The sequence below is a fragment of the Streptococcus sp. HMSC067A03 genome, assembly GCF_001814295.1.
Classification (GTDB): Bacteria; Bacillota; Bacilli; order Lactobacillales; family Streptococcaceae; genus Streptococcus; species Streptococcus constellatus.
Genome location: NZ_KV815648.1, coordinates 16,629 through 37,029, shown reverse-complemented (window position 1 = coordinate 37,029; position 20,401 = coordinate 16,629). Strand labels below are relative to the sequence as shown.

The 20,401-nt window shown below is 37.6% G+C and carries 16 protein-coding genes; 5 read left to right on the top strand and 11 right to left on the bottom strand.

Annotated elements, in window-relative coordinates:
* Positions 1–10 precede the first annotated feature (10 nt).
* From HMPREF2963_RS03695 to HMPREF2963_RS03655, 9 genes are all read right to left on the bottom strand, one after another.
* On the bottom strand, positions 11–277 hold the full coding sequence (locus tag HMPREF2963_RS03695) for an ACT domain-containing protein (RefSeq protein WP_003035507.1): 267 nt from the start codon (positions 275–277) through the stop codon (positions 11–13).
* A gap of 111 nt (positions 278–388) precedes the next feature.
* On the bottom strand, positions 389–1,393 hold the full coding sequence (locus HMPREF2963_RS03690; RefSeq protein WP_003035460.1) for a LacI family DNA-binding transcriptional regulator: 1,005 nt from the start codon (positions 1,391–1,393) through the stop codon (positions 389–391).
* Positions 1,394–1,475: 82 nt separating this feature from the next.
* Positions 1,476–3,374, bottom strand: coding sequence for a heparinase II/III domain-containing protein (locus HMPREF2963_RS03685; RefSeq protein WP_070668776.1), 1,899 nt, complete (start codon positions 3,372–3,374; stop codon positions 1,476–1,478).
* A 262-nt stretch (positions 3,375–3,636) separates the two neighbouring features.
* A complete protein-coding gene (yajC, locus tag HMPREF2963_RS03680; protein ID WP_006270279.1) occupies positions 3,637–3,945 on the bottom strand; it encodes a preprotein translocase subunit YajC in 309 nt (102 codons plus the stop codon).
* Positions 3,945–4,760, bottom strand: a complete 816-nt coding sequence (locus HMPREF2963_RS03675) for a PTS system mannose/fructose/sorbose family transporter subunit IID (protein ID WP_003035586.1) — start codon at positions 4,758–4,760, stop codon at positions 3,945–3,947. Before HMPREF2963_RS03675 ends, yajC begins: the two co-directional genes overlap by 1 nt.
* Complete coding sequence (locus HMPREF2963_RS03670; protein ID WP_003070605.1) at positions 4,747–5,526, bottom strand: PTS mannose/fructose/sorbose/N-acetylgalactosamine transporter subunit IIC; 780 nt, start codon at positions 5,524–5,526, stop codon at positions 4,747–4,749. Before HMPREF2963_RS03670 ends, HMPREF2963_RS03675 begins: the two co-directional genes overlap by 14 nt.
* A 16-nt stretch (positions 5,527–5,542) precedes the next feature.
* Positions 5,543–6,034, bottom strand: a complete 492-nt coding sequence (locus tag HMPREF2963_RS03665) for a PTS sugar transporter subunit IIB (protein ID WP_003035570.1) — start codon at positions 6,032–6,034, stop codon at positions 5,543–5,545.
* Positions 6,035–6,044: 10 nt separating this feature from the next.
* Entirely contained in the window at positions 6,045–7,235 is a 1,191-nt protein-coding gene (locus HMPREF2963_RS03660) for a glycoside hydrolase family 88 protein (RefSeq protein ID WP_025271639.1), read from the bottom strand.
* A 13-nt stretch (positions 7,236–7,248) separates the two neighbouring features.
* Entirely contained in the window at positions 7,249–7,683 is a 435-nt protein-coding gene (locus HMPREF2963_RS03655; RefSeq protein ID WP_003035587.1) for a PTS sugar transporter subunit IIA, read from the bottom strand.
* A gap of 289 nt (positions 7,684–7,972) precedes the next feature.
* On the opposite strand from HMPREF2963_RS03655, the gene HMPREF2963_RS03650 reads away from it, so the two are divergent.
* The 4 genes from HMPREF2963_RS03650 to HMPREF2963_RS03635 are packed head-to-tail and all read left to right on the top strand — an operon-like array spanning position 7,973 to position 11,117.
* Positions 7,973–8,788 carry a gluconate 5-dehydrogenase gene (locus HMPREF2963_RS03650; RefSeq protein ID WP_003035431.1) on the top strand — a complete coding sequence of 272 codons (816 nt, stop codon included), beginning with the start codon at positions 7,973–7,975 and terminating at the stop codon, positions 8,786–8,788.
* A gap of 15 nt (positions 8,789–8,803) precedes the next feature.
* Entirely contained in the window at positions 8,804–9,445 is a 642-nt protein-coding gene (locus HMPREF2963_RS03645) for an RpiB/LacA/LacB family sugar-phosphate isomerase (protein WP_009569354.1), read from the top strand.
* Positions 9,446–9,476: 31 nt separating this feature from the next.
* Complete coding sequence (locus HMPREF2963_RS03640) at positions 9,477–10,478, top strand: sugar kinase (RefSeq protein WP_070668773.1); 1,002 nt, start codon at positions 9,477–9,479, stop codon at positions 10,476–10,478.
* A 9-nt stretch (positions 10,479–10,487) separates the two neighbouring features.
* Complete coding sequence (locus tag HMPREF2963_RS03635; RefSeq protein ID WP_006268263.1) at positions 10,488–11,117, top strand: bifunctional 4-hydroxy-2-oxoglutarate aldolase/2-dehydro-3-deoxy-phosphogluconate aldolase; 630 nt, start codon at positions 10,488–10,490, stop codon at positions 11,115–11,117.
* 151 nt (positions 11,118–11,268) lie between these two features.
* Here the strand turns inward: HMPREF2963_RS03635 and HMPREF2963_RS03630 are convergent, their stop codons facing one another.
* A complete protein-coding gene (locus HMPREF2963_RS03630) occupies positions 11,269–13,296 on the bottom strand; it encodes a SpaA isopeptide-forming pilin-related protein (RefSeq protein WP_070668770.1) in 2,028 nt (675 codons plus the stop codon).
* 318 nt (positions 13,297–13,614) lie between these two features.
* Entirely contained in the window at positions 13,615–16,896 is a 3,282-nt protein-coding gene (locus HMPREF2963_RS03625; RefSeq protein ID WP_070668766.1) for a polysaccharide lyase family 8 super-sandwich domain-containing protein, read from the bottom strand.
* A gap of 275 nt (positions 16,897–17,171) precedes the next feature.
* Here HMPREF2963_RS03625 and HMPREF2963_RS03620 point away from each other — a divergent pair, with 275 nt between their 5' ends.
* Positions 17,172–20,381, top strand: a complete 3,210-nt coding sequence (locus HMPREF2963_RS03620) for an LPXTG-anchored zinc carboxypeptidase (RefSeq protein WP_070668764.1) — start codon at positions 17,172–17,174, stop codon at positions 20,379–20,381.
* Positions 20,382–20,401: the final 20 nt, after the last annotated feature.

Genomic DNA, 20,401 nt, shown 5'->3' with positions numbered 1-20,401 from the left:
TTCACCTCTGTTAGATATTGTACATGGCATCAAAAATTGCTGCACTTTGAATATTGATTTTAATATTGAGAGTTTTGCCAAAGGCTTCAAACTCCTCGCGCAAAACAGTAAAATCTTTCTTTTCATCACTAGAAACGACTGCCATCATCGTGAAAAATTCATCTAAAACCGTTTGTGAAATATCATCAATATTCAAACCAAGCTCTGCAATCTTGCTAGACACTCCTGCCACAATCCCCGTTCTATCCTTGCCAACAACCGTAATAATCGCTTTCATTCTTTGCTCCAATCAACATACTTTTTCCTATTGTAGCATAAGTAAAGGAAATTTGCATAAACTGAAAGAGAAAAATCCGAATTTTAATCCTCAAACCTTGCTTAATCGTTATCAATTGATTGTCGATTCTTTCCAATGAACACTACAATCCAGCACTTGCTGCTTTTCTTCCTGATGACGACCTTCAATCTGATCAATCAGAATTTTCGTTGCTTGCTGCCCTTCTTCAAAAGCTGGTTGGACAATTGTCGTGATGCTTGGTGAAGATAAGCTCGTCCATTCTGTATTATCAAAACCAATCAAGCCCACATTTGGTATATCAAAATCCAAGTCTTTCATAACGGTAAACACCAGTGGTAAAGCCCAGCAATTTGGTGCAAAAACTAAGGTTTTCTCTCCTGAATTGACTTCCTTTTGCAAAAATTCTTTCATTTTATCTAAGTCAGTGTGCTCATCCTCAATAATCAAACTTGTATATTCTAAGTTGGAATCTGCCAAAGCATCCATAAAGCCACTAGCTCGTTCAATCCGTGTACTCAATCGGCTAATATCTGCCGTGATGAGAATATATTTTTCATAACCTTTTGCAACACAAGCCTGTGTCACATCATAGACTGCATCGTAATTATTCGTTTTGACCCAACTTGTCCGATGTTCATACAATTGACTATCAAAAAAGACCATTCGCTTCTTTTTTTCCTCAATAATGCGAGAATATTTTCTAAAGTTTGAAGTCGGCTGAATAATGAAACCATCCACTCCTAACAAAAGCATACTTTCGATATATTTGTCTTCACTTTCTTGGTTGTAATTGCTATTTCCAATCATAACCTGATAACCATTTTGATGTGCAATATCCTCAATTCCTTTGACAATCTGATTTGAAAAACTATTGGTAATATCGCCAATCAAAACGCCAATCAATTTGGTTCGCTTGGAGTTGAGGCTGCGCGCTACAATGCTAGGCTTATAATTAGTCTCTTCAATAACCTTTTTGATTTTCTCTCTGGTTTCCTGAGACATTTTTTCATATTTACCATTTAAGTAAAAGGAAACAGTCGTTTTTGAGGTCTGAGCAATTTCTGCAATATCTTTTATGGTCAATTTTTTTGCCAATTTAAGGTCCCTCCTAAGCACTCATATTATAACATATTTTATCACAAAACGATGGCTTCAAATCCCATAAAATCAGACTTTTCTAACTTTTTAGTCTGATTTTTGTACAAGTTTTTTTGTCATAGATAACACATTTTCCTCTCATTTTAATACCATTGACCACACATAATTTTTCTCCTTTGTAAATATCATCATTTAACACTAAGATCAGTTTATTTGTGCAGTCATTTTCTATTTCAATTGCAAGTGCATTAGGAAGCCGGCGCCCATCTGTATGATAAACTGTATGATATTTTACAGCAAATGATTGATCCGTAATCAGAGTGGCATCAATGATTCGATCTGAAAATTTCTGTATTTTGACCAATTTATGACTTTCTTCCAGTTCATTGTATTTCTTAGAAATGAACGTTTTTTCTAACGCCAGCGGAATCTCGCTCCAAATCTTAAGGTCATTGACTTGACTTGGACTACCAGCAACTTGGCTGTCTAGTATAAATTGAGTTCGTAACTTATGATCTCCGGCACATCTAATATCGTCTATTACAAGCCAAACACCTTCTTCCAACATGATGATTTTCCGAGTATGCAAGCAAGAAGATGGATTTGAAGCCAGATAACTGCCTTCCACATAATGAGCATCTGAAACTCTTTGATAGTCACAAAACAAAGATTGTGGATAATTTTCATAATCCCAAGAACCAGATACTATTTCAGGCGGTGTCTCATCAAGGATACATCCGGTGTGACTCCAAGCACTTTTTAGAACAGAACGTTCTCCTATCTCTCTGTAGGTATAGCGACCAGAATCCACAAAAATTAGCTTGCCTTGATCCTGCAGGCAAAAGCTATTTTGATCACTGTGAGTATGGGCACTACCCATCGGTCCATTTTTGAAAAAGAAATGGCTCCGAGGCGTCTGAATACAAACCTGACCAGAATCCTTGAAAAAAGCAGTTCTTGTTCCTTGTTTTTGAGCTTTTAATGTCGCTAAACGATCAGCACCTTTTCTCCCAACCAACAGCAAACTATATGGATCTAAGTATGGATTTTTTAATGAGAGTAATTGTTCATCTTCTAAAACGAGAGCAGATAAATTCAGAATATCCCACGTATCTGTACAGTCGCTATCACCAAAAGCAATCGTCTTTCCATCCAAGCCTGTCATCATCTGAATGTAGGTAGCCATTTTTCCTAACAAAGTCGCATACTTGTGCTTCAACTCTGGTAGCAAGATACACAATTCTAACAGAGCTTTATAAACTTCTACATGATACAAAATAGACTGCTCAAACTGGGTGCCATCTTCCAAAATTTGAATTTGTACCTGTTGCTGTAATTCTTCTATTGCAAACAGATATTCCTCTTCAATATCGAGCTGTTCTGAAAAGAAATGATAGATGGCAATCATTGGAATGGTCTGCAAAATCCCCCAATTACTGAGTGTATACTTGTCACGATAACACCTTCTCATAAAGTGAATCTGAGTTTCAAGAGAGCGGTAAATGATTTGCAACTCCTTTTCTTCCAGCAAATCCAATTCCAGTAAAAACAGCAAAATTTTCAACCAAGTAAAACAGCGAATCCCTGTATCTAAGGTTCTAGTCGTCAAAGATTGCGGAGAAAATTCTTGGACTTGCTCTATCCAATCAAAAATGAAAAACTTCAATTTTTGAATATATCGCATGTCTCCCTCGACCAAGTAACCAATAACAAAGTTCAGTAAATACTCCTGCCGATTGAGCATGTAAGCCCACTCTGGATCTTCTTCAAATAGCACTTCCCAATTCATCGGCTGAATCTGATGTTCTCTCGGGCACGGCTCCATATCCCAATTTCCATCAAACAAAAAATAATGGCTAAACATTCGTTCAAGGGAGTGCTGAATGCGGCTATATTCTTCCTTTTGATAGCGAAGAATATAATGTCGATAATACTCTATATCAAAATCTTCAAAAAAAATAGTTCGTTCTTGTTTCATATTTCCTTACCTAAAAAATGGTTGATACAGTTCTGCTTCTCTAGAAATCTGCCTTTTATCCTACCCTACAAAGCAGATTAGGTTCTCTCCATTCGCTTTTTTAAGCTTGGAAGAGAACCTAATCTGTCATCTAGTTGTTGATTTATTATACAGTACGCTTTGAGGTTAGAGATTTTTATCTCCAATCCATCATAAATAAAGCAAGCAGCATTCGTGTTACTAGATTATCAATTCAAATACCATATAATGCTACACCTTACCATTAATCAGAGGTTGGAAACTTCTGTCCTTGTTCCTTTGTCTTTCCCATTATGCTTTCTTTTTCCACATAAATCGTTACATTCTTAGCAATTTGCAAGGTCACCAACTCATCTTGAATGGAAATAATTTTACCATGAATTCCAGACAGTAATAGAACTTCATCACCAGCTTTTAAAGAAGCTAGATAAGTTTTTCGTTGCTCCATCTGTTCTTGAAGCATTTTTTGCTGACGGAAATGACTGATGCTTGACAGTATAATCGGAGTTCCTGCCAAAACAATCAATATTCCATAAAGTAAAGTCGTATTCATTATGCTAAAATCTTAAGCCAGCTGCCAATAATACCAATGATAACTGTCAGAATAACTAGTTTGTAGGTTGTCCATTTCTTTTCTTTGATCAAATAGTAAACCAAAAGAGTAAAGAGAGCTGGCAGAAGCGCTGGTGCTACTTTATCAAGCATACCTTGAATGCTCACGATACTTTGATTTGTACCTGCTTTTACTTTTCCAGCGGCAAATGTAATAGGCACTGTCATCTTAACAGAAGTAGCTGCTAGACCTGCAATAACCGTCACGCCAATGATATTAGCAATCCGCGAAATAGTCGCCATTTGCTCACTCAGTTTGTCAATGACAGTTGTTCCCAACTTATAGCCATACAAACCAGTAGATAATTTAATCCCTGTCAAAATGGTATTCATAGCCAAGAAAAACAAGATTGGACCAATAATCAAACCATCTTTCGCAAAAGAAGCTGCGATTGTGGAGAAGAGTGGTGCCAAGCAGAATTGTGAAAGTGAATCTCCAATCCCGGCCAAAGGTCCCATCAATGCCATTTTAATGTTACGTGTTTCTTCTGTGGGACGATCATTTTCTAACATGACTAAGTGTAAACTCGTAATAAAGGGTAGAAAGTGAGGATTCGTATTGTAAAATTCACAATTTTCTTCTAATGCTTTGTAGAGACCTTCTTGATTATCACCATAGTGTTTTTTCAAAGCAGGATACATAACATTTGCATACCCTAACCCTTGATAATTGCTGTAGTTAAAGCCATTTTGTAAAAAGAATGCCCGCAAAGATGTTTTGAGATAATCATTCTTGTTTAATTTAGATCCAGTCATCGTGTGCTTCCTCCTCTACCACATGATCTGCTGTTTTTGGTTTGTTGTAAAATTCAATTAAAGCAAAGATTGTACCTACAATAGCAATACCGATTGTCGGAATTTTTAGATAGGCCGCACAAACATAACCTAGTAATACAAACGGAATCAATTCTTTCTTAGCCATGACAGATAAGATCATTGCAAACCCAATAGCCGGAAGCATTTTACCAGCAACCGTTAAACCAGAAAGTAATACTGGCGGAATGTAGCCTACTAATTTCAGCAAAGTATCCATTGACAGAGCACCCAAGCATCCCAAAGCAAAGCCAATCACAGCAAACAACCAAATCGTCGCATTCAACGTAATTTTGAATTTCTTCATATCACGATTTTTCAAATGCTTCATAGCTGTTTCTGGCGCACCTGCACGTACCGTATATGCAAAAGTTTGTACAAATTGAATTGCAACGGCAATTGGAGTAGATAGAGCAAGTGCTGCTTCTGGCGTAACTTTTCCTGCACTTGTAATCGCCATCAAGGTTCCAAAAATACCAGGTCCGATTGGATTTGGCGGAACCGTTCCTCCAGCACCAACACCAAATCCCATATAAGCCAATTCACCAATCGCTCCCATTGTTAAAGCAGTTGGCAGGTCTCCTAAAATAATCCCTACGCCAAATGACAAAACAATACATCTGTTCGTATAAATCCCTAACAGCATTCCACTAAAACAGAACGCTGTCCATAAACCAATTAAAATTGCTTGAAATAAATTAATTGACATCATGAATCTCCTTTTTCTAAATATAATCCAATATATTTACTTCTACAGCTCCATCGTTACCGCTTGGAGTTGTTTTTGTATTAAAAGTTACCTGATAAGACTGACTCAGTTCCTTAATCGCTGCCTTATCCTCTTCTCCAAGGAAAATAGAACGTGTAACCTGTTCTTTTCCTTCTGCATTGTGAATATTTCCAATATTGATTTCCTTAATTGGAACACCACCTTTTACCAAAGTTAGTGCATCTTTCATATCTTTCAAAACAATAAATATCGTTTGAGCAGGATTTGCTTTGTGAATAATATCAATAACTTTTTGCAACGAGAAGAAGCGCATGGCAATAGAATCTGGTACGACCGTCTTCATCAATGTTTGTTGAATCTTATCAGTACTCACTTCGTCATTTGCCACGATAACTGTATTGCAGCCTAGGTATTTCACCCATAACTGTCCTTGACCATGAATCAATCGTTCATCCACACGGGTCATAATAATATTTGGTGTTGTCATCTCTCTCCTCCTACCAATATAAATTCCAATCTTTATAGAAACGTATTAGAGCTTCCAGGTAATAATAATCGCCCCATATATTGCCTTCATCTACTCCTTTGCCAGAATGCCATGAGTACACTCCATGAAGAAGCGTCGTTCCTCCAGGCTTGTACTGATCACTAGCATAATCTTCTATCAGAGAGCGAAGCATAGCGTGCATCGCATGTTTGTAAATGTCTTTATCTTCATCTACTTCCGGCAAGTATTTCAGCATTTCATGAATCCCACAGACCGCAATAGCTGTCGCAGAAGAATCACGAGACTGTTCACTACCATCACTAAAGATTAAATCCCAATAGGAAACATGATCTTTTGGCAGGCGATTCAAGAAATAATTCGTTACACCTTTGAATAAATCAAAACAAGATTCATCTTTCAAATGGCGATAAGTCAATGGAATACCATACACACCCCAAGATTGTCCTCTTGCCCAGCAAGAATCATCGCTATAACCTTGTCTTGTTACACCTTTTAGAGGGTGACCTGTTTCAGGATCGAAGTAAAATGTGTGAAAAGATGAGGCATCATCACGAATGACATTATTGACAGAGGCATAAAAATGTTTTTCTGCAATCTCATAATATTTTTGCTCACCTGTTTCTTGATACGCAAAGAATAGCAACTGAATATTGAGCAAACAATCGATAATCAAACGATAATGTTCTTTCTTACCTAACTCACCCCAAGCCTGAATAAAGCCTCCTTTTTCTTGATAGCGTTCAATCAGCTTATCTGCTGCTTTTAAGGCAGCCTCTTTAGCATTTTGGTCACCATCCAACTTATATTCACTCATGCACGATGGAGTATAAAGAAAGCCTAAGTCATGGTGATCTAGTTCTACTCTTTTATTGACCCGTTCCAAGAAAGACAAGACATTTTTATGAGCTATTTCTTTAAATTTTTCATCATGACTGTATTCATAAGCCAGACACAGTTCTCCCGTCCAAAAACCATTGGTCCATTCTGTATTATCCATAATTGGATAAACATTATCAAAGGTTGCGGGAGTCGGGAAGTCTTCCTTAAAATAATCAAGATTAATCTCTAACTGCCGAATGACTTTCTCAATTGCCTGTTCTACTTCATTTTTTGTCAAAAGCGGAACTTCTACAAATCGTTCAGGAGCGTTAATTTCTTCAATCGTAACTTTTTTAATCATTCCTTTTACCTTTTTAAATTCCTGACTCAAAATCTTCTTCTATTACTTCTGAATCATCTGAAAACAACTCTCTTCCATTGACAACACCGCCATGTGCTGCTGCAACTGCTTTTTTAGCAACTTCATCAAATGAAAGTGTCATTCTCGCAAAAACGGTTTCCAGCAACATAGCTAAATTCAAGCCTGACAAAACATTCATTTGCAAATCTGGTCTATTTCCCATTATCGTGGATGCCACCTTAAACGGCGTTCCACCTAATAAATCACACAAGACTAAGACCTCTTCGTCGCTTGTAATAGCAGCTAGAATTTTTTCTTTTAGTTCGTTTGCGGACATGCCTTCCACAAAATCAATAGCATCTACTTTCTCTTGCTCGCCCGCAATCAATTTCAAAGAACTATGAATCCCTGTAGCGAAATTTCCGTGTCCTATAACTATGATTTTCATACATTCTCCTCTCTTTTAAGTTTACCGGTTTACTTACATTTTCCATTGTAGCCTATTGTTTTTTACTTGTCAATACTTTTTTTAAAAAAATATTAGCGCTTACATCTCTTTTGAAATCTATATTTCTTTTTAATATTTAGTAGATTATCTTCAAAAATCCGAAAAGCAGATTTTTACAAAGGTTCCACTACTAAATATCAAAAAAACATTTTTTATCGTTGACAAAACCGGTTTACTAGAATATAATCTTGTTAGAATGAAATCTTATTAAACTGAAAGGAAATAAAATATGACAGAAAAAATTTTCTCCATAGAACAATTTTCTCTAAAGGGAAAAATCGCCCTTATCACTGGAGCTTCCTACGGAATAGGTTTTGCCATTGCCAAAGCCTACGCTGAAGCAGGAGCCACTATTGTTTTTAATGACATCAACCAAGAATTAGTTGACCGAGGTTTAACTGCTTATCATGAAGCAGGAATCTCAGCACATGGATATGTTTGCGATGTTACTGACGAAGCTGGCATCCAAGCAATGGTTGAGCAAGTTGAGCGAGAAGTCGGCATTATTGATATTTTGGTCAATAATGCCGGCATCATTCGCAGAGTTCCTATGTGCGAAATGAGTGCGGCTGATTTTCGCAAGGTGATTGATATTGACTTAAACGCACCGTTTATTGTTTCCAAAGCCGTCATTCCTTCGATGATTAAAAAAGGACACGGAAAAATCATCAACATTTGCTCCATGATGAGCGAGCTCGGTCGCGAAACAGTTAGTGCTTACGCCGCTGCTAAAGGTGGACTCAAAATGCTAACGCGTAACATCGCTTCAGAATACGGCAGTGCTAATATTCAGTGTAATGGTATTGGTCCTGGCTATATCGCCACTCCTCAAACAGCACCATTACGCGAATTACAAGAAGATGGCTCACGCCATCCATTTGACCAATTTATCATCGCTAAAACACCTGCGGCACGCTGGGGAAATCCAGAAGACCTCATGGGACCAGCTGTTTTTCTCGCTAGTGATGCTAGCGACTTTGTCAATGGACATATTCTCTACGTTGACGGCGGTATCCTAGCTTATATCGGAAAACAACCAGAATAGAAAGAAGAAATAAAAATGAAAATTGCTTTAATTAACGAAAATAGTCAAGCTGCTAAAAACCACATTATTTATGATGCCTTAAAAGAAACAACTGACAAAAAAGGATATGAACTGTACAACTACGGTATGTATGGAAAAGAAGGCGAAAGCCAATTAACTTATGTTCAAAATGGTTTACTAGCAGCCATTCTCTTAAATACAAAAGCTGCTGACTTTGTCATCACCGGTTGCGGTACTGGTGAAGGAGCGATGGTTGCTTTAAATAGTTTTCCTGGTGTGGTCTGTGGCTTGGCTGTCGAACCAACAGACGCCTACCTCTTCTCTCAAATAAATGGTGGCAATGCTCTTTCAATCCCTTATGCAAAAGGCTTTGGCTGGGGTGCAGAATTAAATCTAAAATTGATATTTGAACGACTTTTTGCTGAAGAAGTTGGCGGTGGCTATCCAAAGGAAAGAGCAATTCCTGAACAACGAAATGCTCGTATTTTAAACGAGGTTAAAAAGATTACCCATAACGACCTGCTAAGCGTTCTAAAAAACATCGACCAAGATTTCTTGAGAGAAACAATTGCAGGAGAACATTTCCAAGAATACTTCTTTGCGAACTGCCAAGATAACGAAATCGCAGCTTACTTAAAAGGACTTCTTGATGCATAAATCCATTTTGCAACCCGAAAGGAATTGACACATGACGAAATTATTGCTATTTGGTGAGCCACTGATTCGAATTACGCCTGTAGACATTGCTTCTCTTGGTGACCAAGTGGTCAGCACAACTTATTTTGGCGGATCGGAAGTCAATATCGCCTGTAATTTACAGGCCTTAGGAATTTGCACAAAACTTTTTACAGGATTGCCAGATAATGAAATTGGTAATCGATTCCTAACGTTTTTGAAACAGCATGACATCGACACTAGCACTATTTTCCGACTTGGTGACCGACTTGGGGTTTATTATCTGGAAAATGGATTTGGTTGCCGCCAAAGTGAAGTTTTTTACGACCGCAAGCATACTAGTATCAGTCAGATTCGTCCTGAAATGCTGGATATGGACTGCTTGTTTAAAGGAATCAGCCATTTTCATTTCAGTGGCATCACAGTTGCCATTGATGAGCAAGTCCGCGAAGTGCTACTATGTCTTTTGAAAGAAGCAAAGCAAAGGAACATCACCATTTCTATGGATCTCAACTTGCGCACTAAAATGATTTCTGTATTAGAAGCCAAATATGAATTTTCAAAATTCGCTCGCTATGCCGACTATTGCTTTGGAATCGATCCAATTATGGCAGATGAAACAGATCTTGACATGTTTCCAAGAGAAACAGCAAGTTTGGCGGAGATTGAAAATCGCATGCGTCATTTAAAAGAAATCTATTCTTTTAAAGCCATTTTTCATACGTTCCGCTCCACTGATGCACAAGATAAAAATGTCTATCAGGCTTATGCGCTCAGTGATACATTTGAGCAATCTGTCCAGCTAAAAACTGCTGTCTATCAACGTGTTGGAAGCGGAGATGCTTTTGTTTCTGGCGCACTCTATCAATTACTCATGCAAGCTTCTTTAAAAGATACACTTGACTTTGCTGTTGCGAGTGCGACCATGAAGTGTACTCTTGCTGGCGACAGTATGAGCAAATCTGCTACAGCCATTGAAAAATTGCTAACAACCACCAAAGATATTATTCGTTAGGAGAATAGCATGACTAAATCAGATATCATTATTGAATTAAAAACACAAAAAATTGTCGTTGTTGTTCGTGGAAAGACAAAAGAAGAAGGACTCAAAGCATCTATCGCCTGTATCAAAGGTGGTATCAAAGCTATTGAAGTTGCTTATACCAATCAATACGCTAGCGAAATTATAAAAGAGCTAAACCACCTATATCAAGATGATGCCAGTGTTTGTATCGGAGCTGGAACTGTACTGGATGCTGTAACCGCAAGAGATGCAATGCTAGCAGGTGCTCATTATATTGTTTCTCCTTCTTTCAACTCTGAAACTGCAAGAATCTGTAATCTCTATGGCATTCCCTATATTCCGGGTTGTATGACCTTAACAGAAATCACCACAGCACTGGAAGCTGGCAGTGAAATCATCAAACTCTTTCCAGGAAGTGCTCTAAGTCCAAAATATATCTCTGCCGTTAAAGCACCGATTCCTCAAGTAGCTATCATGGTGACAGGTGGCGTCAATTTGGATAATGTTTCAGATTGGTTTTCTGCCGGTGCGGATGCCATTGGTATTGGTGGAGAATTTAACAAACTTGCCAGCCAAGGTAATTACGAAGCGATTACAACAATTGCTAAACAATATACCGCACTGAAGTAAAAAATCTAGTCCTTTTCTATTAAAAAAAAGAAAAACAAGAAATCTATTATTGAAAAATACAAGCTAAACAGGCTAGGAAAATCCTAGCCTGTTTTAACTATCTTACACTATCAAAACACCTATAGAGGACGATTTGTCAAACCAGATAACCCTACCTATTTTTTCGTTTTGCTAAGTAGATACTCCCGTTAAGAACTACCAACCCTACAACAATCAAGGCACCCATAACTGTCGTTCCTGTCCTTGGTAAAATCTTTTGTTTTGGTGCTGGCGGTTGAGATGGATCATATAAATTCTTCAATACAAAACCTGATGCTGCATCACCACTAATCTCTGCACGATAAGAAGCAACAACCTCTTCAGTGATGGTATAATGAATTTCTTTTCCATTTTTATATTTTGGTTTATTGGTAAATTCTGCACGCCATTTACCGTTTTCATTTGGTTTAATCGTTTGAGATTCTATCTTTTTCCCGTCAGCCAGCAAATTCACTGTAATATGATTTGGACGTTTTCCAGCTTGATTATCTTTGTCATCCCAATGTTTCACAACCGAGATATTCGTTCTTGCCTCATCAAACTGATCTGTAATATTTAATCTATCATTTTTGACAGTTGCCGTATTATTCTTAGCTTTAAGGATATTCACTTGTCCAGCTGTTGTTACCTCAAAAACAATGTCACTGACAGCTTTGTAGCCATTAGGAGCCGTTTCCTCATGAAAAGTATAAATTCCAGGATCTAAACTTAATTCATGTGTTTTTCCTAACTCTGATGTCCAAGAAGCAACGACCTCTCCCTGTGTTCCTTCTCCTTTGTAAACATGAAGTTTGGCACCTGAAATCATTTTACCATTTGGATTTAGCTTGCTGATTTTTATCTTCTTGTTCCCTACTTTTTGATTGACAATCGTTCTCAAAACAGTTTGTTCTGTTCCAAAATCAGAAGGGGAAATCTTGAACTTTTCATCCCTTTTTTTATAACCATCTGGTGCCTTTCTCTCTTTCAAGGTGTATTCATCTTTCAAAAGATGTGACAATTCTCCCATACCATTGGCATCCGTTGTAATAGTCCCAATCACTTCTTTCGTACGATTGCGAATCACTTGAAACTCAGCATTTGAAAGAGGCTGACCGTTAGCATCAACTTTTTTAACCTTAATCGTGAAGTTTTGTCCATCAGCCTTCCCATTGGCTTTTACATATCGTGTCTCAACTTCTGTAGTTCTATCTACAGTATTGTCAGCTGTTAATTTGACCTTATTTATAAAAGCATCTCCAATCTTCGGCTCACCATTCAATTTCACTTTATAATTGATATAGTAGCCCTCATTTGAAGCAATGTCACCAATTTTGACAGTAGCTTTTCGCTTATTTACTATAATATTAGCCTTCAATTTAGCTGTCACATCTTCTGCTTGCTGCAATTCCCATTCGGAAGTTGTCGAATTATAAAGCCATACTCCCTTGATAATCTTGACAGAATCGGCTTCAATAACACCATTCCCCACAAACTCATCTTCAATAACAGCATTTTTAAAGGTTTCTTGTGTTCGGTTTATCGCTACATCATAGCCCAATCTCTCTGGATCATTGGTCAAAGGCCATCCGCCCTTTACAATTGCAAATTTTTCTGCTTCACCTGCACCAACAAAACCAGGTTTCCCTGCATTCGTTATCTTACCATCAATTTTAAATTCTAAATCAACTTTTCCGTTGACTTTATGCTCGCGATGATCAAAACGAACATGAAAATCAAATGTCCCTTTAATATCCGAATGTTTTTCAACATAATCCGTATAAGTAAGAACAATTTTTTTATTTGTTGCATCAATATTTGCTACTGCAACAATATCTCCCTGACTGCTTACAATATTGAAACTTTTATTAGGCGAGTTATAAACAAGCTGTTTAGGGAAATCAATTGTAGTCGTATCACCAGCTGCTACCGTATTATTTGGTAACGAGAAAGTTGCACTAACCTTAAAATCCTGCCATTTTTTAAGGTCACCTTGGAGAGGATTTCCGTCACTATCCGTCACCTTCATTGAAGTGATGACGTTTGGAATCGTCTTAGCATGAATTACTTGCTTCACCGTTATGTGAAAACTAAAAAGGAGAGCTAGCAGAAATAGTGCACCTCTGATAATCTTATTTGTTCTTCTTTTTATTTTAAACATTTTATCCTCCTGTCAATAGATTATATTTATCATTTTTTAGAGATCATCCTTATTTATTATACCATATAATAAATAAATTTAGGAAATGATATACCTGTTCACACAACCACAAAGTATGATTGTCAAATTTACAAAAATCTTATTTTAAGATACTATATGTTGTGATTAGGATAAAGTGCTATATAGTTCCCTGAATTTAAAACGAGTAACGATCATATAATTCTATGTAAAAATTTTATTTTTTTATTATCATGACTATGAATGAAGTAAAAACAAAAAGCCGAAAATCAAATCAATTGATTTTCAGCTTTTGGAGATTTATTTCAGCCGAAGAACAACGTAACCACTTCCCACCAATAATATGCCCAAAAGGGGTAAAATAGTGGCTCCTTCTCCCGTTTGAGGAAGAGTTTTCTTTTTTCCTTTAGGAAGTGCTGTCTCAGTCTCACTTTCTTTCATTTTCTTTCCCTTATTTTTTGATGAATTTTCATCAGTTGGTTTTGCTATTGCTAATTCTTTAAAGACCTCGTCTTTGCTAGCAGAGCTTTTTGTTTCTGGATTATAGTACGAAACTTTGTATTCATTGTCTTCTTTTCTAATAGTGTACAACCCTCGTTTCCTTACTTGGAATCGGTCTGAAATAGTCGAAACAGAATCATCATATTTCACAATGCCCCAAACTTGTTGTTGAGCATCATAAACAGCTTGCAATTTATCATTATTTTTAAGGAGATCGCCTTCCAAATCTTTCACCATTTGATTAAAGGTGGTACGATCTACATTGGGAATCATCATATAACTATAGCTATCACCATCTCCCTTATGAGTCTGACTAATGGTAATAAAGGTATTCTGCACTTTCGCATCGGATTGAGAAGCATTGATATCTTTCCAAGTCCCTTCTTGAATCCTCTTCATCATTGTAATGTCTGTCTTTTTAAAGAAGAAATAACCGATATTTTTATTTTTGTCGTTTGACTCTAGAAAGACACTCTTCGTCGCATTATACGGATTTTCTTTGTCCGCTAAACCTTCTTCTTTATCATTAACATATACTTTGTAAGGACTTTCTGGGTTTTCTTTTCTTTGCTCAATGGTGGTTGAGACTGTATCATTTGAACGGTTTTGAATGGCACTTCCAAGAAAAGCTATGTTACCATTTAACATAAACCAACTCTTATGTGCTGTCAATGTTTTGTTCCAATTTGTAAAATCCATAGCTGCTGTCGCATTTTTTTCATCTAGCTTGTTTGTCCCTACAAAACCAGATGGCAGCACGCCTTGACCAGAATCATCTTCTCTAGGAGCAGACGTTTCGGTCGTTCCTGGCAATTTATACGGATTAACAGTCGCCCAATAATGATTACTATAATGGCTCAAATCTCCATTATAAAGATAAAACATGCCATCTCCTGTATACCAACCTTTTCTGTTTTCCTTGTTCATTCCTTCATAATTTTTGGTTCGGCTGGAGAACATAGACAAGCCGAAGCCAAAATCTTTTTCAGCATGATACAAAGCTAATTTATCCATTGCATTAAAAGCTGATAAGTAACTCTCTCTTGAGATTGTTGCTACAGAGGCATCATTTAACAGATTTTCCATCAGGCTAATATCACGATATGTTTTCAAATTGTTAAATACATTATAGAACGTATCGGATTGGATAATCGTCTTAATAATTGATTTCAATTTTTGTTTTGTTGCTTCATCTGACATTTCTGCAATTCGATGAATGCCTCGAAGTACTTCAACTGCTGCCACATGGTCTTCACTATTAGCACGACTAATAGAGCGTCCGCGACTCAAATCCATTAGCTCTCCATGAACAATCAAAGGCAAGAATGATTTGTCAATCCAATGATACATGGTCTTCATTTTTTCTGTTGCTATAGGAGTTGAAGTTTTCTGAATAATCGGCAACAATTGAGAAAGCCCATCAATTAAAACATTGCCATAAGCTCCTGTATAAGCAACATTGGTATGATCGATATAAGAGCCGTCTGGATAGAAGCCTTCACCACTATTTACCAAAGTGAAAACTTGCTCAATGGAACGAATCGTAGCAGCAACTTCTTGTTTATCTTTGCGCAACAGGCCTGCAATGATTTTTACACGTCCCATATCCACTAAGTTACCACCTAAGGCTTTAAATGGCGTAGTTGTTTTCCGGAAATATTCTGGATCTGGTACGAATTTTTCAATAACATCAGTATACGTTTTTATTTCATCATTTGAAAAATATTCCTGCATCAAAGACAGTGTATTATTAATGGCTCTTGGTGTACCAATCTCGTAGTCCCACCAATTTCCAACGATATTTTTAGAGCTATTGTATACATTTTTATGAAGCCATTCCATAGCCTCTCGAACAGTACGGATAACGTTGGCATCTTGATAATAGCTAGAGTGAGGATTCGTAATCTGCTTTGCCATTTCTTCTAACTTGCGATAAGTTGCTGTCAAGTTAGAAGAAGTTTCATAGTTTGCTAATTTTTCCCATAAGTAAGTTCGATTTTCTTTAGATGAGATTGTTTTCAAGTTTTCTGTTACTTTGTCCTCTAATTCTTTGTTAAAAGTAGACATGTATGGATCTTTTGGATTGAAATAGCGATTACCTGCAATAATATCATTCCAGTCTTCCAACAGTTGACTATATTGATCTTTAGCAGACCTCGTTACCGTTAAAGGAATTGTCTTTACGACTTTGCCGTCTTTTTCAACTTTAATATTCGTCAGACCTTCTTTTAGTGGTTCAACAATTCCATTTTTTACAGAGGCTATTGTACTATTTTCTATTGAATAATTATATTCCACTTTGTTTAAAACATATTTTTTCCCTAATGGAAGATCAATCTTATCTTCTATTCCCTTTTCTGTTTCCTGCGGTTTTTCTTCCACCTTATTTCCATTTTCTACTAATTCAACATCTTTAAAAGAAACTGAGCCCGTTCCTTTATCATAAAACAACTCTATTTTAATTTTTTTAGCAGCTGAAAGGGGAACATAATCTTTTTCCAACACTTTCCAATCGGTTGTTCCTGATATTTTTTCAGAATACCAAAGATTCTTCTGAGTCCCCTCTCCTTCAATGATACGAACATAAGCTGCACCAGTTTTATTTTCTGCTTTGATTTTAAAACGGAGTTTGTATTTTTTGCTGGCATCAACAGTTAGTTCCTGATGCACAACTGCTCGAAAAGGTTCTGAACTAGACAGCATAACAGCTTGATCAATCACTTCTATCTTTCTAGAAGGAGTATTGTCTTTGTAATTGTTATCTATCCAAGCTGTCCAACCAATAGCCTTTGTCCCTGTCCAATAACCTTGCTTATCTTCTAACTGACTAAAATCTCCATTTTTCAAAAGATTATAAATAGCTTGATTTACCATGCTCTGTTGGTTTGTCTCTTCTGTAATTTTCTCTATCTGAGTATCTGCTTGTGAAGTTACTCCAGAGTTCTGAGATGGATTAATTGTTGCTTCATCTGCTCTAACAATCGTTGAAGCATTCACCAATAAGATTCCAGATAAAAGCACAGATGAAATGGAAATAAGCAACTTTTTCGATACAAAATGATTTCTAATTTCTGAATTCATATTCAACTCCTATACATATAAATTTCAATCATTGAGAGGATTATTCAGTACATCTCTTTTTGTTAGTAAACCGGTTTATATAAAGGATATCATTTTTGCCGTTTTTTGTAAACGTTTTCTGTTACATTCATCATAATTTTTTGTTTCCACTCATATTCATTACATATCTATTGTTTTATACATATTTCTGTTTTTTATCTATATTTTTCCTTGAAATCGTTTACATTTCCTGGTATACTATCTTTGTATACTTCAAATAATAAAGGAGGTTTCTTATGAAAAATTCATATAAGAAACGGTTGTACACAAATGTTCTCAGCTTATCAGCTGCCGTTCTTGTTGCAGTTTTAACGCAAGGAAATGCTGCTGCAGATACGCAAGATAGCACGGAGAAGCCTATTACTAACAAGACAGAAACAGTAGTTCCTGCCGAAAAGGCAAGTACGGAAACAAATGCAACTAGAGCGAATGTAACGCCAGATTCTTCATCAACTGGAGTTCAGCTTCCCACAACAACCCATCAAGAAGAAGCACAGAAATCGGAAAACACTCCTTCAATAGACAGCCCAACTTCTACTACAAACGAATCCGGAACAGAGACGCCTGCAACACCTGCAAAAACAGAAACACGAGCAGCTGGAACAGAAGAAAAGAAGGTCCAATTAACTGATAGTACAGTCCATATGTCTGAAAAAGCTACAATTACTGATACTGTGCAGGAACAGGGAGCTCAAGCTGGTAAGATTACCTGGAAATTAGATAACAAGCCGATTAGTGAGTGGAAAACTTGGAAGATGGCTGATGGAACCTTCTCAGGCGACCCATTTGTCACTGTAGAGGAAAAAGCTGATGGAAATGACCTCAAAGTTTCCCTTAAATTTAATGAGCTATTTGGTCAAGACTTAAGCCTGCGGACACCAAATAATATCCGCAGAACCTACCGCAACTTTATGGGTACTCATGAATTAGTCGGAACCAGTGAAGATCTAGGCCTGACCATTCGCAAGAACATCGTTCTGCGACCTTACGAAGATTTCCATACTCATGGCGAAATGCTGGCAGCTATCGAAAAGAGCCGGCAGGATGCTAAAACGGATCGTCTTGTCAAAATCGAAACGACTGGTAAAAGCGCTCAAGGACGCGATGTTAAACTTGGTATCATCAGTTCCGATCAAAAGAGCATTGACGACTATCTCAATACAACCAATCGACTCGCTCTCACTAAACCAGCTGAAATGTTAGCAGCTCTGAAAAATGGCACACTGGACTATAAACTGCCAGTCCTTATCAACAATACCCACGCCGATGAACAACCTGCTATCGACATCATCACTGGACTCTTCAATACTTTTGCGACCAAAGATCAAATTTCTTTCCAAACCACTGATGCTAATGGCAATGCTAAGACTGTCACACTCAGTGTCAAAGAACTCCTCAAGAAATTCATTTTCCTCTTTGACTTTACTGAAAATCCTGACGGAGATGTTGCCAATACCCGTGCCCTAGCTAACGGAATCGATCCAAACCGCGATACTAGCTATCAGGCCAACCCAGAAACCCGGACTGTTGCTGGACTCATCAACAAATGGAATCCAATTGCACTTTACGACATCCACGGCTTTGTCAAGGACTTCCTGATTGAGCCAGCTACTCCACCGCACGATCCAAACTTTGAATATGACCTTTTGGCAAAAAATATGTTGGAAAATGCCCACCACATGGGCCGTGCTGGTGTTGCCAATTCCAAGTATGACCACTACATCATTCCTAAACTAGACTGGGGCGATGGCTGGGATGACTCCTTCTCTGGCTACACTGGTGTCTATGCTATGTACCACGGAATATTAGGACATACCGTTGAAATCCCTGAGGGCAATCAAGAATCCTATAAAGCTGGTTATCACGCTGTCCTTGGAGGTATCTCTTACCTGTCCCAAGATCCTAATAAACTCATGGAAATGCGCCTCAACTTCTATCTCCGTGGCATCAACAAGGTTGAAGATCCAAAAGCTGAAAATGAATTAGTTGGACCAGACGGTAAAGTAGTCGGTCGTATCAAACATGGACAAAAGAAATTCTTCCCTGATTACTATGTCATTCCAATGGAACTTGACAAATCCAATGACTCTCAACAAGCCTTTAATATGATTGAATACTTCAAGAGAAATGGGGTTGTCATTCAAGAATTGAAGGAAGATACTGGCGGTTATAAGAAAGGCGATTTGGTTGTTGACATGGCGCAAGCCAAACGTGGTTATGCCAATCATATCCTCTACAAGGGTTCCAACGAATCTGCTTGGGCTGCTATGTATGCAGAACTGCTGGTTAATTTCCCAGATATGAGAGGTTTTAAGGCTGTAGCTGTTTTCAAAGATAAACTCTTTGACGGTAAACTCGGTGAAGTAACTGCTCTTCGTGCTACTCGAACCAGTGAAATTGACCACAAAGCACCGTATTATGTCATTGCCAATACTTCAGAAAGTGCCGTTCGCGCTGTCAATCGTGCAATCCGAGACGGTAAGAAAGTTTATTTGACAGATGACGGCTATATCGTAGATACTCCTACTTTTGCCAACCTGCTGAACAACTTTGCAATTTATGGAGATGCACTGTATAAAGTTCCTCAAGGTCAAGCCTTAAAAGCTTTAAAAGTTTATGCACCGCCTCATCAATATTATTGGGCTGGTGTAGATACTCCTGCTCATACTGCTCTTGCTTTGAAGAATTTGGGATTTGATATTGTCAATACCCCTGAAGAAGCTGATGTGATTGTTCTAGAAAGCGATAATTTTGACAAGTCTCTTCTCGGTTTGAAACCGACAATCATAGTTGGTGGCACTGCTATGCAACGCCTTGAAAAACTCGGTGTCCTTAGTGGCTTTGATGCGGAACATTTCAAAGGTGGTAGTGATTACGAAGGCCTGATGAAAGCTATCATTGATGATGCAGATCCGCTAACCAGTGGTTACAATAAGAATGACCTCTTCTATTCTAATTCTGGAAACTGGATTGCCAAGGTTCCTGCCAATTTCAAGACTTTGGCAACAATTGCAGGTAGCGACTACTACATTGCTGGTTGGTGGCCAGGAAATGAAAACTTAGCTAATAAAATTGTTGCGATTTCCGGCAGCTATAAAGACCAACCTATGTTCATCTATGCTGGAAATCCAACTAATCGTCTGCATACTATTCATTTCTACCGTTGGGTATCCAATGCTATCTTTGGCAGTCAATTAGCTCAACTGAAAGATCTTGAGAAAGAACAAAAACCTTCTACTGAAGTTGTTGAGATCATCAATCAAAAACCTCAGGCAGCTCAAGCGACAACCCTACGCTACACTCCTCAACCTCAAATGATGAGCACTGCTAAAAAAGCTCAACTTCCTCAAACTGGAAATAAAGAAAGCCAAAGCAATCTCATCATTGCTAGCATGTTCATTCTTGTCAGTGGCTACTTGCTCCATTTAAAGAAAAAAGAAGAATAAGTATCTTCTTTTATAACTTA